This is a genomic window from Alloalcanivorax dieselolei B5 (genome assembly GCF_000300005.1).
In the GTDB taxonomy this organism is placed as follows: domain Bacteria; phylum Pseudomonadota; class Gammaproteobacteria; order Pseudomonadales; family Alcanivoracaceae; genus Alloalcanivorax; species Alloalcanivorax dieselolei.
The window spans coordinates 1,097,597-1,114,172 of record NC_018691.1 but is presented as its reverse complement, the minus strand read 5'-3'; the positions used below and the strand labels follow the sequence as shown (position 1 = coordinate 1,114,172).

Sequence of the window (16,576 nt, the reverse complement as noted above, 5' to 3'; positions counted from 1 at the left end):
ATCTTAAAATTGAATATATGGCATATTTAAATGCGTTTTATGCATCTTTCAAAAGCGGCCATGGTTCACCCCGTCATAGTGGCGTGGCGCCCCAGCGACGCCACCACCTGGGCACGCAGGCACTGCACCAGAGCGCTGGTGGCCGGCGTTTCCTCGAACCCCGGCGGGAACAGCAGCACGAATTCCAGACGGTAGGCCGGCCGCAGAGGCCGCAGGGAAAAACGGTTCGGGTCCACCGCCTGCGCCGCCAACCGATCGATAATGGTGACACCCAACCCATCCACCACCATCTGGCAGGCCAGCGCCGTGGAGGTGGTTTCGATCTTGCAGCTCAGCTCCACACCGGCCTTCTGGAAAATATCCTCCATCTGGAAGCGGGGCCGCAGACCCGGCGCCAGGGCAATGATGTCGTGCTTGACCATTTGCGCGGGCGTCACCGAGCGCAAGGCTTCCAGCGGATGCCCCTTGGGCACCATCACCATGGCGTCGGTGTCGAAGAACAGCCGCTGGATCACCGACGGGTGATTACACGGTTTGGTCAACGCCACAGCGATGTCGTAATGGCGACCGGCCACCCACTGTTCGATATCGCGGTGACCACGCACATCGACACTGAATCGCTGCCCGGGATGTTCCCGCGCGAAACGGGCCAGCGCCGGCGACACCAGACTGCCCGCCAGCCGCGCCAGGGCCACTATGCGCAGCGTGCGTTGTCCGCCTTCCTTGATCTCCTGCACGATGCGCGGCAAATCCTCCAGATTGGCGAGGATTTTCTCCGCTTCCTGATAGAACTGTTTGCCCTCCGGCGTCAGCACCAGCCGGCGCTTCTCGCGTTTGAACAGCTTCAGTTTGAGTTCATCTTCCAGGGTGGAAATCAAACGGCTGGTGGCCGGCTGACTCAGGTTCATCACCGACGCGGCGGACACCAGGGAGCCATGAATGACCACCGCGCGAAAGCACTTCAGTTTCTTGATATTCATCGTTTCCCGCCTTGCCTGCCACGCTCTGTTCGCACCCATTCAGCGCCATGGTGGCAACCATAAGATGCATAAAACGCATATATCTATACGATGTTTTCAATTTACATAAGTATCAACGATAACCGATAAAGTAAATCCACATCGCGCCAACAGCCGGCGCCAAGACTGACAACACTCGGGCGGGTCGACTTTTTCAACACTGAAAGCTCGGACCAACGACGATAAAACAACAACATCCGGAGGCACTATGGGATCCCCGAACTCGCTCCTGGCGATCACCGTTTCGAGTCTGATCGCCGCACCGGCGCTTGCCGCTGAATTCGACGTCGGCGGTCAGGTGAACCGGGCGGTAATGTACGTGGAAGATGGCTACGCCGCCGGTTATCTGGGCGTGGGCTCGAGCACCGAGTTCTATCACGTGGATAACCGCAACAGCCCGACACGCTTTCACGTCGGCGGCACTCAGCGGCTGATGGAAGGATGGACGGCGGGCGCCCTGGTGGAAGTCGGCATCTACTCCAACTCCTCCAATGACGTCGATCCGGACAACAAATCCGTGGACGGCGACCTGGAGGAGAGGATCACCGACGCCTTCATCGACAGCCCGTTCGGCAAGATCACCGTCGGCCATGGTGAAGGGGCCGCCTATAACACCGGCCGCCTGGACTATTCCGGTACCGGCGTGATCAGCTTTCGTAATCCGGCGTTGATCGGCGGCAACCTCAGCTATGCCCTGAAGGCTTCCTCCTACAAACGGAAGTTCGACCGTGACGGCAACTTCACCGGCACCGAAAGCTTCGACCTGCAGGAAGGCGACAACAATCGCACCTCGATCAGCGGCAGTATCCGCGATTACAACTTTGAAGGCCGCCACGACCGCATTCGTTATGACAGCCCCCGCCTGGGCCCGGTAACACTATCGGCCAGCGCCGGTCATGACAGCGGCTCCGATGGCCACGAATCGATCCTGCAAGCGGGCTTGAAATCCGGTCTGCGCGTACCCGGTGGCCGCATGCTGATCGGCCTGGGCTACTCCGTGGCCACCCGCAACGCCGACGAACTGGATCAACGCTTCGACCCTGATTCCAGTGTCGATCCGGACATCACCACCTACGGCGGCTCGATCTCCTATTTCCATAACGACACCGGCTTCAATGTCACCCTTGCCGCCATCAATCGCGAAGAAGAGCTCACCACCGAGGAAAAAACCGGCACCTTCACCGCCACCCGTTCGGAACTGGGCCAGTTCCGCTATATCAAGCTCGGCTACCGGCCCAGCCGCCATCACGCTTTCGACATTCACTACGGCGAAACCCGCAACCGCAACAAGGACGATGAAAAAGGCAGCGTCATCGGCATGGGGTATGTGTGGAGTCCCACTGAAATGTTCGATCTTTACGCCGGCGCCAAGATTCACAGCTTCGAGCGCGGCGAGTGGTGCACCAGCTCGGGCCGCACCTGCTACAACCCGGAATACGACGACATCAAAATCGTGACCACCGGCGCCCGAGTGAAGTTCTGAGGTGCTTTTCCAGTCGCTTTTTGGTTCATCACGAATGAACAGTGATGAGTGACTCCATCGGGAACACTGAGCTGCGCTACGACTCTTTCCGGGACCGTCGCTGGCGCTCCGCCTGCAACCAGCGCTGCGCCAATAACCGGCGGGACCCCGGATAGCTTTCTTCCATGACCCGCAGATCGGCGATGCGATCGGTACGGAAATGACGAAAATCCTCGCGCAGCTCGCACCAGGCAGCCAGGATCCTGGCGCCTTCAAAAAACGCCAAAGTCAGAGGCCAGACGGTTCGCTCGGTTTCCCGGCCCTCCACATCCCGGTAGACGATTCGCAGCTTCAGTTCCTCACGCAATGCACGGCGCAATACGAACAGCGGCTCACCGCGCCGGGGGGCGCTGGAGGGGCCCGCCCACAGTCCGGTGTCCTCCAGCACTTCGCGCAACGCCGGCGGCACCGCCGTGGCGATCTTCTCCAGTGCGCTGTTGGCGGCATCGGCCAGTTCCTCGTCGCCCTGCTGTCCAACCCAGCGGGCGCCAAGCAACAGCGCCTCCAGCTCCACCGGACTGAACATCAGCGGCGGCATGAAAAACCCTTTGCGCAGCAGATAACCGACCCCGGCTTCACCATCGATCGGCGCGCCCAGGCCGATCAGACTCTGGATGTCGCGATAGATGGTGCGGGTGGACACCCCGAGCTGCTCGCTGAGAGCACCGGCGGTCACCGGCCAGCGATGCCGGCGCAAAGTGTCGATCAATACGATCAACCGCTCCGCTCTTTGCATGGTCTCAATCCTTGGAACGGGTATGCTCGATAAGATCATCCACCACCGCCTGCTCCTGGCGCAGATCGGTGACGACCGGATCACGGCCGGGCAACAGCAGGTTCAGCACCACCGCCAGCACCCCACACAAGCTGATCCCCTGCAGCGTGAAACCGCCGCCGCTGATGACCATGCCACCGATGCCGAACACCAAGGTGGTGGCCACGACCACCAGGTTGCGCTGGCGCGCCAGGTCCACCCTGGCCTTGATCAGGGTGTTCATGCCGACACTGGCGATGGAGCCGAACATGAGAATCAGGATGCCGCCCATCACCGGCGCCGGGATGCTCTGCAACAACCCGCCGAAGCGGGACAGGAAGGACAACGCAATGGCGAAAACGGCGGCCCACACCATCACCCGGGGATCGAAAACCCGGGTCAGCATCACCGCCCCGGTCACTTCCGAATAGGTGGTATTGGGCGGCCCGCCGACCATGGCGGCGCCCATGCTGGCGACACCGTCGCCGAGCAGGGTGCGATGCAAGCCGGGCTTGCGCACATAATCGCGCCCGGTGACGTTGCTGATGGCGAGCACATCACCGACATGTTCGATGGCCGGCGCCAATGCCACCGGCACCATGAACACGATCGCCTGCCATTCGAAAGTCGGCAGCACGAACTCCGGCGGCGCCAGCCAGGCACGCTCGGTGACCACGGCGAAATCCACCATGCCCAGCATCAGGGCGGAAGAATAGCCGCACAGCACCCCCACCATGATCGGCAACAGCCGGAAAAAGCCCTTTGCCAGGGTGGCCACCAGCAAGGTGGTGACCAGCGACACCATCGACACCATCAGCGCCTGACCATACGGAAACAAGGTCTCCTGGCCGGTGCCGTCCATGCCCATGGCCATGTTCACCGCGGTGGGCGCCAGACTGAGGCCGATCACCATGATGATCGGCCCGGTCACCACCGGCGGCATCAGTACATGAAGAAAGCCCGGTCCGCGCCAGCGCACCAACGCCGCCAGCACCACATAGACCACGGCGGTGACCATCAGCGCCCCCATGGTGGCCGGCAGGCCCCAGGCCTGCACGCCGTGGGATATGGGCGCGATGAAGACAAAGGAGGAGGCCAGGAACACCGGCATCGAGAAGCCGGTGATGCATTGGAACAACAAGGTGCCAACCCCGGCGGTGAACAGCGCCACGCTCGGGTCCAGGCCGGTGAGCAATGGCATCAACACCAGTGCGCCGAAGGCAACGAACAACATTTGCGCACCCACCAGAACGGTGCGCGGCGCAAGGAAACCGGGAGTGGCGGACATGGAGGCTCCGTGACGTGATCGGTTAGCGGGTACCGAAAATACGGTCCCCGGCATCGCCCAGGCCCGGCACGATATAGCCGTCCTGGTTCAATCCCTCGTCCACCGAGGCGGTATAGATATCCACGTCCGGGTGGGCCCGCGCCACCTTTTGAATACCCTCCGGAGCCGCCACCAACACCAGCGCGCGGATCCGTTCACAGCCCGCCGCCTTCAGCATATCGATGGTGGCCATCAGCGAGCCGCCAGTGGCCAGCATCGGATCGATGATCAGGGCGGTGCGCTCATGAATGTCGTGGGCCAGCTTCTCGAAATAGGCCACCGGCTGCAGGGTTTCCTCATTGCGATACAGGCCCACCACGCTGACCTTGGCGCTGGGGATCAGTTCCAGCACGCCGTCGAGCATGCCGATCCCGGCACGCAGAATCGGCACCACGGTGACTTTTTTGCCCTTGATGCGCTGCACTTCCACCGATCCGGACCAGCCTTCCACCATGGCCGGCTCCAATTCCATATCGGCGGTGGCTTCATAGGTCAGCAAGACCGCCAATTCACTGGTGATCTGGCGGAAACTGCGGGTACTCAGTTTGTGCTGCCGCAGCAGTCCCAACTTGTGTTTCACCAGCGGATGGGCAACTTCTTTCACACTCATCGAATGGAGGCTCCGTTTTCAGCGCTTTGGGTACGATCAACATAAGCGGCTATTGTGTCCGCTTAGCCGCCGTGGAACAAACCCCAAGACCAGCAATGGCGGCCTTTTCCGCCTTTCGCCCGGTACTTTGACCGGATATGACGTCGGTACTTTTAGCTATTAGCCAGCGCCACTTCGCGGTTGCTATAATCCGCGCCCATTGCTGATTTGACCTCGAAACCTCGCTGAAAGGACCGATTCATGGATTTTACCAAGGTACCCGCCGGGAAAGAGATTCCCGAAGACATCTACGTGGCGATCGAAATCCCGGCCAATGCCGATCCGATCAAGTACGAGATCGACAAGGACAGCAACGCCGTCTTCGTCGACCGTTTCATGGCCACCCCGATGTTCTACCCGGCCAACTACGGCTACATCCCCAACACCCTGTCCGAGGACGGCGATCCCCTGGACGTGCTGGTGGTGACTCCGTACCCGGTGGTACCCGGCTCCGTGATCCGCTGCCGTCCGGTGGGCATTCTCAACATGACCGACGAAGCCGGTAAGGACGCCAAACTGGTGGCGGTGCCGCACAGCAAGCTGACCAAACTGTACGACAACATCAAAGACATCAATGACCTGCCCGAACTGCTGCTGGCCCAGATCAAGCACTTCTTTGAGCACTATAAGGAGCTGGAAGCGGGCAAGTGGGTGAAAGTGGACGGCTGGGACGGCGCCGAAGCCGCCAAGAAGGAAATCCTCAAGTCCGTGGACGCCTTCAACAAGAAATAAGCACCCGGATTCCGCGGCCGGTTCCCGGTCGCGGCACACCGTCCCTCTGTCCGGCACTCAATACCCCCGTTCCCGGAATTGTTTTGGCGTTTCCCCGCTCCAGCGCCGGAACGCCCGGGAAAAGTTCGCCACGTCGTTGTAGCCCAATGCATAGGCCACATCACTGACCCGCTGATGGCGATCCCTGAGCAGCGCCCGCGCCCGTTCGTAAAGCACTTCGTCCTGGACTTGCCGATAGCTTGCCCCCGCCTGCTGCAGATGCCGTTTCAGTGTCCGCGGCGATACCGCCATGCGTTCCGCCATGGCCGTCAGGTCCGGTAACGGCGCCGGCATATCACGCAACACCACCCTCACCCGCTCGGCCAGGGGCCCTTCCTGTTCCGATCGCCAGCGGTTGATCTCGGCCTCGCATTGTTCCCGCGCCAGTGCCGCGGTCTGCGGATCCGCCAACAGCGGCGCCACCGACAGCAGCGCTTGCGGCAAAACCAGTGCGTCCTCATCCTGATTGAAGCGTACCGGCACCGGCACTTCTCCCCTCAACGCCATGGCATGGGGTGGTGGCGGTTGCCGGAAGTGCAGCTCCGCCCCCTCCGGCACCGCTTCCAGCAGCTGTTCCAGCATGTGGATGAACCCCACCAGCATGGCTTCCACCACGAAGGCATGGATCCGTCCCGGGTCGGCATTGGCCACCAGCGGGAAAATCACCCGCCCCCCCTCCTCGCGCCGGTCCATGTGCCATAACGGCGCCCGCAGCCCCAGGTAGCGCCGCGCGGCATCGAGGCCATCACCGAGAGTGGCACTGGACAGCGCCAGCAACCCCACCGGACCATGCAGGGTAATGCGCATGGCCCGGGCATAGCGGAATCCCAGACCGGCGGAGCCGGCCATATCCAGGGCCTGTTCGGCGCAACGCTGGGCCTGCTCCAGCGGCACCCGGCTCTGCGGCGCCAGCAGCTGTTCACGGCTTTCGCCCACACCGCCCAGCAAAGCGGCAGGGTCCTTGCCCAGCCCTTTCATCACATCACACAACAGCACCACATAAATGCCGGGGATACCGGCATCAAACCAGGCACGGCCCAAAGTCACCACAGGTTGGCCCTCCACGACAAGACCCGTCACCGCTACTGGAGCATATTGACGGACAACCCACATTGGCAGAATCGCCAGGAGAGCCCGATGCGATTGTTTTCCCGTCGACGTACCGCATCACGCCAGCCGATCAAGGTGCGGCGCATGAACTTCGATTTCAAAGGTCTGGAGAAAGCCGGCTATTGGTATGGCGACGATCCGGTGGCCACCCATCTTTTGAACGTCCTCTCCATCACCTTCCCCGACGGCGAGCGCTTTTTCGTGGACGCGGTACGCGCCTTCCGCGACCGCGTCGACGACCCGCAACGGCAGAAGGACATCTCCGGCTTCATTGGCCAGGAGGCCATGCATTCCCTGGAGCACAAGGCCTTCAACGATCTGGTGGCGGGACAGGGTTACGATGTGCTGGTCGAACGCGCCCTGAACGTGACACAGAAGCTGCTGGCCGGCGCCCGCAAGCATTTACCGCCGGAGCGGCAATTGGCCGCCACCGCCGGCCTGGAACACATCACCGCGATCCTCGCCGACACCATTCTCGGCCACAAGGACGTGATCGAAAACATGGATCCCTCCGTGCGCCCCTTGTGGGTCTGGCACGCCATCGAGGAAACCGAGCACAAGGCCGTGGCCTTCGAGCTGTACCAGGATGTGGACGGCGACTACTGGCAGCGCCAGCGCGCCTTCCTGATCAGCACCGCCTATCTGATCACCTTCACCAGCTATTTCACCTGGCAGTTCCTCAAGCACGATGGTGTCCACCGGCAACCACTGACGCTGGCCAAGGGGCTGTGGCGTCTGTTCGGTTACCGTGGCGTGATCAGCTCCACCGTACCGGCCTGGTTCCGCTATCTGAGCCCGCGCTTCCATCCCTGGGACGACGACAACACCGATCTGGTGGCGCAATGGCGGGACACCCTGCCGGAGCCGGCGGTCAGTTCGGTGGCGTAAAGGCAATTGACAGTTGATAGTGGACAGTTGACAGCGAAAAGAAAAATGCGGTGATGCAAAGTTTGTTTGCGTATCAGCAAAGAGCAGAGAATTAATGTTTAGGAGTAGAGAGGCCGCACTCAAGTTTTGGGCGCGGCCTCTTTGCTTTCGGATCAACAGGTCGTGTCTCGCGCCGCTGTCAACTGTCCACTATCAACTGTCAACTGCTTTTTCTATCCCTCTTGCAGCAGCTTCCTCAAATCAATCAGGGAAGCGTTGGCGCGGGACAGGTAGTTGGCCATGACCAGGGAATGGTTGGCGAAGATGCCGAAGCCGGAGCCGTTCAGAACCATCGGGCTCCACAGGGTTTCCTGGGTGGCTTCCAGCTCACGTACCATCTGCCGGAAGCTGACCGTGGCGTTCTTCTTGCGCAGCACATCGGCGAAATCCACTTCCAGCGCGCGCATCAGTTGCACCAGCGCCCAGGACGCCCCTCTCGCTTCATAGAAAACATTATCGATTTTCAGCCACGGGGTTTTCACCATCCGTTCCTTGCTGTCCAACTGCGTCACCGGGGTATCGTCCTCGGTATCCAGAGTGGTGCGCCCGACGCTGCGGCTGAGATCCTGGCTGAGGGCGCCAAGCCGGTTCTGTACTTCATTGAGCCAGGAATTCAGGTTGTCGGCGCGGGCGTAGAATCGGCCATCGCCGCTACGCAGGCTTTCCAGATAACGCTCCAGCGCACGGATACCTCGGCGGTATTCGCTTTCCGTGGCGGGCATGGCCCAGCTTTGGGAGTCGAAGTTGAACTGCGGTTCGGCAATCGCCAGATTACGGTCTTCCTGACTCTGGGATTGGGAGCGGCTCATATCACGGCGCATCACCCGCACCATATCCCGTAACTGCACCAGCACCCCGAACTCCCAGGACGGCATGTTATCCAGCCACAGGCGATGCGGCAGAACATCGTTGCTCAGGTAGCCGCCCGGCTTGTCCAGCAGGGTACTGGCCACATTGATCACTTCCTGGGTCGTGACCTCTCCGGTTTTCGCATCGGCGAGCGCCCGCACTTCCTGGAGATCCGGCTCCCAGCTCCAGTACCAGCCGAGCAGTACATCCACCAGAAGCAGGATCACGATCAACCACAGGGCGCCTTTCCATATCCGGTTATTGGCCGGATCCAGCAACCGGTCGCCCATCTTCTGGGAGAACTTTTCATTACTCATCGGTGATCCCCACTCGCGTCCTGTCAGGCCGGCAGCGGCCTTTTCCATCATGTCGGAGCCCGGGCTCGGGACTCCACGGCATTGTGCGCCAATATAGCAGCCTTTGTCGCCAACGACAGGGCCCGTGCCGCCGGCGGCAGCGGTCTTTGCGTCCATTTCGGCATGGGGGCACAATGCGTTCTTCGCCGCCGCTCTTAAAGCCCCTTTAATCCGCAAGGCGCAGACTGGGAACCGATCCGCGCCGGCGGCCTCTATATCTACCCGGGGTATACAGAAAATGGATAGCGCCAGGGCCGCCGCCGGCAGGTCGGGGCCCCGCTCTTTATGTTTGGGGGAAACCGGGCCAGGGACAAAACCGGTTATCTGGAGAAATCGATGACACAACGCTTGCGTTCACTATTATCCCTTTTTGTGCTGGGGCTGCTCGCCGGTCCCGCGCTTGCGCTGTCTCTGGGCGGCAGCGGCGGATTGGGCAACGACCAGCCGCCCACGGTGGACGAAGCGATCCAGGTAATGGCGGATGCCGATTGGGACAAGCAGACGGTGCTGGTGGGCTTTGAACTGCTCGACGACGTCTATCTGTACCGCCAGCGCTTTGAGTTCATTCTCCGCGACACCAACGGCAACGTTCTCGATGACTTTTCCGCGTTCCAGATGCCCGCGGGCAAACCGAAGGTGGACCCCATATTCGGTGACGTCGAGGTGTTCTACCAGCGGCTGGAAGTGACGTTGCCGTTGCGCAGCGTGCCACTGGCCGATACCGAGTTGGAAGTGCGTTATCAGGGCTGCATCGAGGATTTGCTGTGCTACCCACCGGCCAGCAAGACCTTCGCCTTCGAGGAGCCCCGTCCCGGCAAGCCCGCCACGGCGCTGAACGCTGCCGCGCCGGCCACCGCGCCAACCGCCTCCGCAAGCGACGAGGGCTTTCTGGAGACGTTGTTTTCAGAGGACGCCAACGCCTTTAATCGCTGGATCTCCGGCCAGAGCCTGGGGCTGGTGATCGGGCTGTTCTTCGCCGGCGGTCTGCTGCTGGCGTTCACGCCCTGTGTGTTCCCGATGATTCCGATCCTCTCCGGTATCATCGCCGGTGAGCAACACCCCAGCGCCCGCCGTGGCTTCCTGCTCAGCAGCGCCTACGTGCTCGGCGTGGCGGTGCCCTACACCCTGGCGGGGCTGCTGGTGGCCCTGTTCGGGGCCGGACTGAATCTTCAGTTCCTGCTGCAACAGCCGGCCGCGATCATCACCAGTGTGGTGATCTTCGTACTGCTGGCACTGGCCATGTTCGGCCTTTACGAGTTGCAATTACCGGCGGCCCTGCGCGACCGGCTCAACCAGACCGGTCCGAAGCGCAAGGGGCTGGCCGGCGCCGCCCTGCTCGGCATGATCTCCGCCCTGGTGGTGTCACCCTGCGTCACCCCGATCCTCGCCGGCGCCCTGATCTATGTGGCCGGCAGCGGCGACGCCCTGACCGGTGCCGCCAGCCTGTTCGCACTGTCCATTGGCATGGGTGTGCCGTTGATTCTGTTCGGCACCGGTGGCGGCCATTTGCTGCCCCGGGCCGGCCTGTGGATGGAAGAGATCAAACGCTTCTTCGGCGTGGTCATGCTCGGCGTCGCCATTTGGCTGCTGGACCGCATCGTGCCGGCGCCGGTGACCCTGGCCCTGTACGGCCTGTTGCTGGCCATTTACGGCGTCCAGCTGGGCGCCCTGGAACCGGTGAAAGAAGGCGGCTCCCGTCTGCGACGGGGCCTTGCCCTGGTGCTGACGCTGTACGGGGTGATTTTGCTGATCGGCGCCGCCTCCGGCGCCCGCGACCCATGGCAACCGCTGGCCCACTGGCAGCAACCGGCGGCACCGGCCACCGCCACTTCCGGCACGGCGCAACCCGCCGCGACCACGGAAGACCACGGCCCCTGGCGCACCCTCACCGGTCAGGCGGCGCTGCGTCAGGCCCTGGCGGAGTCCTCCCGGGCCGGCCGGCCGGTGCTGGTGGACTTCTTCGCCGAGTGGTGCGTGGCCTGCAAGGTGCTGGAAGAAACCACGCTGAGCCATCCGGATGTGCTGACCACCATGAAGGGATTCGATCTTTATCGGGTGGATATCACCGACATCAACAGCGAAAACCAGGCGATCATGACCGAATACAACATCTTCGGTCTGCCCAGTCTGGTGTTCTTCAGCCCCGCTGGCGAGGAAGTCCCGGAATCCCGCGTGCTCGGCGAGATGAGACCGGAGCGCTTCATCCGCCATCTGGAACAGACCGTTTTGCCGGTCACATCGGGCTGATCCGGGGCCCCGGATGCTGGCACGCAACACGCAGGCACGCTTGCACGCCATGTTTGCCAGGCTGGTGTGAAACGGAAAGGTTGGATTGCTCGGGAAGGTAGTCATCGCTGGATCCGGCGATCAAACTTCGGGTTTAGCGTGCAAGCGTGTTGCGTGATTGCGTGATTGCGTGATTGCGTACAAGCGAATCGGTACATGTAACGAATAGTGTAAAGTTCTTTTTTCGCCGGGCGATTCCCCCTAGACTGCAAACTTCGGGAAAAGCCCCGGCCTGATGCCGTTTTTCCCTCCTGTTCACCGCAGATAACGACACATTCAGGGGTATCCATCTTGGCCACCATTCTGGTTCTGCACGGACCCAACCTGAATCTGCTCGGCCAGCGCGAGCCGGACAAATACGGTGCCACTAATTTGGCGGAAATCGACCAGGCCCTGCAGATCCGGGCCCGGAAGGCCGGCCATCATCTGCAGCATATGCAAAGCAATGCGGAATACGAGTTGATTGAGCGCATCCATGCCGCCCGCGGGGAAGGCGTCGACTTCATTCTGATCAACCCGGCCGCCTTCACTCACACCAGCGTGGCGCTGAGAGACGCTCTGCTGGCGGTGAGCATCCCGTTTATCGAGGTGCACCTTTCCAATATTCACCGGCGCGAAACCTTTCGCCATCACTCTTATTTCTCGGACATCGCCGAGGGAGTGATCTGTGGTCTCGGCGCCGACGGTTACCAATTGGCGCTGGACGCGACCATCCGCCGTCTGGGCACCGACGACGACATCTGACCTTTTAACATCAACAGCTCCCAACAGGACTGGACATGGATATTCGAAAAATCAAGAAATTGATCGAGCTGCTGGAAGAATCCGGAATCGAAGAACTGGAAATTCACGAGAACGAAGAATCCGTACGCATCACCCGGGGCGGCTGGCGCAACGCCGCGCCGGCCCCCGTCGCCCCGGTGGCGGCCGCTCCGGCAGCCCCGCAAGCCACTCCGGCGGCCGAGCCGGAACCGGCCTCCCCGGCCGGCCATCTGGTGCGTTCTCCCATGGTGGGCACGTTCTACCGGGCCTCCTCTCCCGGCGCCACCCCATTTGCCCAGGTGGGCCAGAAGGTCAACGCCGGCGACGTGCTGTGCATCGTCGAAGCGATGAAAATGATGAATCAGATCGAAGCGGACAAATCCGGCACTATTGATGCCATCCTGGTCGAGGACGGCGAACCGGTGGAATTCGACCAGCCGTTGTTCTCCATCGTTTAACGGAGGTCGAAATGCTGGAAAAAGTCGTCATTGCCAACCGCGGCGAGATCGCCCTGCGCGTGCTGCGCGCGTGCAAGGAAATGGGCATCCGTACCGTGGCGGTGTACTCCAAGGCGGACCGCGATCTGATGCACGTGCGTCTCGCCGATGAAGCGGTGTGTATCGGCCCGGCGCCGTCCACCGATTCCTATTTGAACATCCCCGCCATCATCAGCGCGGCGGAAGTGACCGACGCGGATGCCATTCACCCCGGTTACGGCTTCCTGGCGGAAAACGCCGACTTCGCCGAAAGCGTGGAACGTTCCGGCTTCACCTTCATCGGACCGCGCGCTGATACCATCCGCCTGATGGGCAACAAGGTGTCCGCCATCGAGGCGATGAAAAAAGCCGGCGTCCCCACCGTCCCCGGCTCCAATGGTCCGGTGGGTGATGACCCGGAAGCCACCCAGGCCATGGCCGAGCAGATTGGCTATCCGGTCATCATCAAGGCCGCCGCCGGCGGTGGCGGGCGTGGCATGCGCGTGGTGGAACATGCGGATCAATTGCTCAATGCGGTGACCCTGACCCGTTCCGAAGCGAAAAACGCTTTCGGCGATGCCACCGTGTACATGGAGAAATTCCTGCAGAAGCCACGCCATGTGGAGATTCAGGTGCTCTCCGACGGCGCCGGCCACGCCATACACCTCGGCGACCGGGACTGCTCCTTGCAGCGCCGTCACCAGAAGGTGGTGGAAGAGGCTCCGGCCCCCGACATTCCGGCTCACCTGAAGGAAGAAGTGGCCCAACGCTGCGTCAACGCCTGCAAGGAGATCAATTACCGGGGCGCCGGGACCTTTGAGTTCCTGTACGAGAACGAAGGCTTCTACTTCATCGAGATGAACACCCGCGTGCAGGTGGAACATCCGGTCAGTGAGATGATCACCGGCGTCGATATCGTCAAGGAACAGTTGCGTATCGCCGGCGGCGAAGGCCTGACATTGCAGCAGGAAGACATCACCTTCCTCGGTCACGCCATCGAGGTGCGGATCAATGCCGAGGATCCCAACACCTTCGTCCCGAGCCCCGGCAAGATCAGCTACTTCCATGCACCGGGCGGCAATGGGGTGCGGGTGGACTCTCACGTCTATGGCGGCTATACCGTACCGCCCTACTACGACTCACTGATCGGCAAGATCATCACCTGGGGCGAGAACCGCGACGTGGCGTTTGCCCGCATGCGTAACGCTCTGGACGAGATCGTGGTGGAAGGCATCAAGACCAACGTGGCCCTGCACCGGGACAAGATCTTCCGCGACACCGCGTTCAAGGAAGGCGGCGTGGATATCCACCACCTGGAAAAGAAACTGGGTAATCATTAAGACATCGCGGTCCTTTCTTTGTATGGAAAGGGCCGCGATGCCTCAGCCCAGCAAATGCCGGACCCGCTCCGCCACCTCGCCGATCTCATGGGACGGCAGGTCGGCGGCATCCCGGTAGCCCACCAGTAACGCCTCCACCAGATCATCGCGCAGATGCGGACGATCTTCCTCGCAACGCAGAAAGTGCAGCCAGTTACGGCGCCGGGCCCAACGAGACATGGACCAGGGCCGCACCCTCATATCCAGTACATCGATCAGGCCAATGCGCAGACCGTCGATGACGATGTTGCCCGGATGCACGGAACGGAAAAACACACCCAGCCGGTGCAGCCGGGCGATAAACACGCCCACCCGGTACATCAGTTGGGTGTCCACCTGCCCGCGAGCCAGCATCTGACGCAGCGTCAGGCCCGGCATCGGCTGGTACACCGCCACCGTATGCGGCTCACCGAGAATGCGGTGCAGGCTTTCCACCTCCAGGGTGGGGATGCGCAGTTGCGCCAGTTGCCGGGCATGGCGGGCGAAACGTACCGCCGCCGGGGACAACAATTCGCGATTGAAGAAACGCTTGCGCCGGAAGTATTTCAGGTAGCGACCGTCGCGCAGACGCAGCACCTTGATGCCGTGCCCGTCGCGCTCGACCACTTCTGAATGGCTGATCACGTCCTCCAACTGCTGACGACGGAGGGGATGAATCCGAATCATGGGAAAACGGCTCCTGAACCGCTTTAAAGGCGACCACCGCTAATGGGGGCGCAAATATGGGAAATCAATGATCGCGAACGATTATTTGCGATCACCTACGAGCCTTATTTACGAGCCTTATTTGCGAAAGAAGTGCGGCAGAATCGCCGGAGTGCGCGCCATATAATCCAGATAGCGATGGCCGTATCGCTCCAGCATACGTTGCTCTTCCCTGGGCAACTGCAGCAAGTAAACCATTGTAAAGGTCAAGGCCGCGGCGGGGCCAGCCAGCCAATTCTGTAACAGCAGCAATTGCGCCAGGGACCAGAGCAGCATGGCGGCGCAGGCGGGATGGCGTAGATAGCGATAAACACCGCTTTCCACCGGCCGTCGAGAGCAGCGGGCCAGATCCTCCTTGGCGCGCCAGAACAGCCAGACCGCGGCGCTGCCAAGCAGCAGCCCCAGCCAGGCCATCTCATCCATGAACACGATGTCGGCGAACTCGAACCAGGGCACCATCATATCCAGGAAAGGGATCACCACCATGGTGCAGAACATCATGCCGATCAGAATGATTTGCTCGAGATCCGGCGAGGGGCGCGTCAGCGCACGCGGACGCCGCAAACGCGGCATCGCGAACTGATACAGCAAGGCACTGGCGATTACCATCAGCACCAATATCAACTCGGCGGCATCTTCAGTCATAGGCAAGTCAGTCCGATAGACGAATCCGGATAGTACCCCTTAACGGCCGGTGGAAAAACCGTCACGCTCACGCCCGTCACGGAGAAACTTTATCCCGGCGCCGTTATACTGCCGCTTCTCCATGGAGGTGTCATGACCTGGCAACAACTACATCTGGCTTCCGACTCGCAACAGGCGGACGCCCTGCAAGACGCATTGGAAACCCTGGGCGCGGTGGCGGTGACCCTGACCGACGGCGCCGACCAACCGGTATTCGAACCGCCGCCCGGCGCACGGCCGCTGTGGCGGGCCACCGTGGTCACCGCCCTGTTCTCGGACCAGGACGACCTGGAAAAAGTTCTCCAACGTCTGGATGCGCTGGGCCTGACGCCCCAGGATCACCGTATCGAGCGGCTTGAGGATCAGGTCTGGGAGCGGGCCTGGATGGACGACTTTGCCCCGATGCGCTTCGGTGAACGGCTATGGATTGTGCCCACCTGGTGTGAGCCGCCGGATCCGGAGGCGGTCAACCTGCGTCTGGATCCGGGCCTGGCCTTTGGTACCGGCACCCATGAAACCACCGCGCTATGCCTGGAATGGCTGGAAGCGGCGCCGCTGGCCGGCAAACGCGTGTTGGATGTGGGCTGCGGTTCCGGCGTACTGTCCATCGCCGCGTTGCTGCTTGGCGCCGGGCAGGCCCTGGGCAATGACATCGATGAACAAGCCCTGCTGGCCAGCCGCACCAACGCTGAAGCCAACCGGGTGGCCGACCGGCTCGATCTGTGTCCGGCGGACGCCGTGCCGGCGGGTTTCCAGTGCGACGTTCTGGTCGCCAACATTCTGGCGGCACCGTTGATCGAGTTGGCACCGACACTGGCCAGCTATTGCAAACCGGGGGCGCTGCTGGCGTTATCGGGCATCCTCGCCGAGCAGGCCCAATCCGTGGCGCGGGCCTATCGGCCCTGGTTTGATCTGTCGCCGATCGAGCAGCGCGGAGACTGGGTAAGAGTGGACGGGGTTCGCAAGCTGTCCGCATAACAGTTGCGGCGAGGCACCATGA

At 61.6% G+C, this 16,576-nt stretch carries 16 protein-coding genes; 8 read left to right on the top strand and 8 right to left on the bottom strand.

Annotated elements, in window-relative coordinates; genetic code table 11:
- Positions 1-65: 65 nt before the first annotated feature.
- The gene (locus tag B5T_RS05070) at positions 66-980 is read right to left on the bottom strand and encodes a LysR family transcriptional regulator (protein ID WP_014993393.1); all 915 of its coding nucleotides are present in this window, start codon (positions 978-980) and stop codon (positions 66-68) included.
- Between the two features lie 247 nt (positions 981-1,227).
- Between B5T_RS05070 and B5T_RS05065 the strand changes: the two genes are divergently transcribed.
- The gene (locus tag B5T_RS05065) at positions 1,228-2,502 is read left to right on the top strand and encodes a porin (protein WP_014993392.1); all 1,275 of its coding nucleotides are present in this window, start codon (positions 1,228-1,230) and stop codon (positions 2,500-2,502) included.
- Between the two features lie 76 nt (positions 2,503-2,578).
- Here the strand turns inward: B5T_RS05065 and B5T_RS05060 are convergent, their stop codons facing one another.
- Genes B5T_RS05060 through upp form a run of 3 tightly spaced genes read right to left on the bottom strand, consistent with a single transcriptional unit; the run spans position 2,579 to position 5,232 of the window.
- A complete protein-coding gene (locus tag B5T_RS05060; protein ID WP_014993391.1) occupies positions 2,579-3,277 on the bottom strand; it encodes a helix-turn-helix transcriptional regulator in 699 nt (232 codons plus the stop codon).
- 4 nt (positions 3,278-3,281) lie between these two features.
- Entirely contained in the window at positions 3,282-4,583 is a 1,302-nt protein-coding gene (locus B5T_RS05055; RefSeq protein ID WP_014993390.1) for a uracil-xanthine permease family protein, read from the bottom strand.
- A gap of 22 nt (positions 4,584-4,605) precedes the next feature.
- A complete protein-coding gene (gene upp, locus B5T_RS05050) occupies positions 4,606-5,232 on the bottom strand; it encodes a uracil phosphoribosyltransferase (RefSeq protein WP_014993389.1) in 627 nt (208 codons plus the stop codon).
- Positions 5,233-5,472: 240 nt separating this feature from the next.
- On the opposite strand from upp, the gene ppa reads away from it, so the two are divergent.
- Entirely contained in the window at positions 5,473-6,003 is a 531-nt protein-coding gene (gene ppa / locus B5T_RS05045; RefSeq protein WP_014993388.1) for an inorganic diphosphatase, read from the top strand.
- A gap of 57 nt (positions 6,004-6,060) precedes the next feature.
- Here the strand turns inward: ppa and B5T_RS05040 are convergent, their stop codons facing one another.
- On the bottom strand, positions 6,061-7,092 hold the full coding sequence (locus B5T_RS05040) for an AraC family transcriptional regulator (protein ID WP_014993387.1): 1,032 nt from the start codon (positions 7,090-7,092) through the stop codon (positions 6,061-6,063).
- 87 nt (positions 7,093-7,179) lie between these two features.
- Here B5T_RS05040 and B5T_RS05035 point away from each other — a divergent pair, with 87 nt between their 5' ends.
- Positions 7,180-8,040, top strand: coding sequence for a metal-dependent hydrolase (locus B5T_RS05035; RefSeq protein ID WP_014993386.1), 861 nt, complete (start codon positions 7,180-7,182; stop codon positions 8,038-8,040).
- Positions 8,041-8,252: 212 nt separating this feature from the next.
- Here the strand turns inward: B5T_RS05035 and B5T_RS05030 are convergent, their stop codons facing one another.
- Positions 8,253-9,245 (bottom strand): DUF2333 family protein, encoded by a 993-nt coding sequence (locus tag B5T_RS05030; protein WP_014993385.1) that lies wholly within the window; start codon positions 9,243-9,245, stop codon positions 8,253-8,255.
- Between the two features lie 375 nt (positions 9,246-9,620).
- Here B5T_RS05030 and dsbD point away from each other — a divergent pair, with 375 nt between their 5' ends.
- From dsbD to accC, 4 genes are all read left to right on the top strand, one after another.
- Complete coding sequence (gene dsbD, locus B5T_RS05025; RefSeq protein ID WP_041716877.1) at positions 9,621-11,531, top strand: protein-disulfide reductase DsbD; 1,911 nt, start codon at positions 9,621-9,623, stop codon at positions 11,529-11,531.
- Positions 11,532-11,861: 330 nt separating this feature from the next.
- Positions 11,862-12,314: a type II 3-dehydroquinate dehydratase gene (gene aroQ, locus B5T_RS05020; RefSeq protein ID WP_014993383.1), complete on the top strand. Its 453-nt coding sequence runs from the start codon at positions 11,862-11,864 to the stop codon at positions 12,312-12,314.
- A gap of 35 nt (positions 12,315-12,349) precedes the next feature.
- Positions 12,350-12,790 carry an acetyl-CoA carboxylase biotin carboxyl carrier protein gene (accB, locus tag B5T_RS05015; RefSeq protein WP_014993382.1) on the top strand — a complete coding sequence of 147 codons (441 nt, stop codon included), beginning with the start codon at positions 12,350-12,352 and terminating at the stop codon, positions 12,788-12,790.
- 11 nt (positions 12,791-12,801) lie between these two features.
- Positions 12,802-14,148 carry an acetyl-CoA carboxylase biotin carboxylase subunit gene (gene accC / locus B5T_RS05010; RefSeq protein ID WP_014993381.1) on the top strand — a complete coding sequence of 449 codons (1,347 nt, stop codon included), beginning with the start codon at positions 12,802-12,804 and terminating at the stop codon, positions 14,146-14,148.
- 42 nt (positions 14,149-14,190) lie between these two features.
- Here the strand turns inward: accC and B5T_RS05005 are convergent, their stop codons facing one another.
- Both B5T_RS05005 and B5T_RS05000 read right to left on the bottom strand, forming a co-directional pair.
- Positions 14,191-14,853, bottom strand: a complete 663-nt coding sequence (locus tag B5T_RS05005) for a BUD32 family EKC/KEOPS complex subunit (protein WP_014993380.1) — start codon at positions 14,851-14,853, stop codon at positions 14,191-14,193.
- 117 nt (positions 14,854-14,970) lie between these two features.
- On the bottom strand, positions 14,971-15,537 hold the full coding sequence (locus tag B5T_RS05000) for a methyltransferase (protein ID WP_014993379.1): 567 nt from the start codon (positions 15,535-15,537) through the stop codon (positions 14,971-14,973).
- Between the two features lie 132 nt (positions 15,538-15,669).
- Between B5T_RS05000 and prmA the strand changes: the two genes are divergently transcribed.
- Complete coding sequence (gene prmA, locus B5T_RS04995; protein WP_014993378.1) at positions 15,670-16,554, top strand: 50S ribosomal protein L11 methyltransferase; 885 nt, start codon at positions 15,670-15,672, stop codon at positions 16,552-16,554.
- Positions 16,555-16,576: the final 22 nt, after the last annotated feature.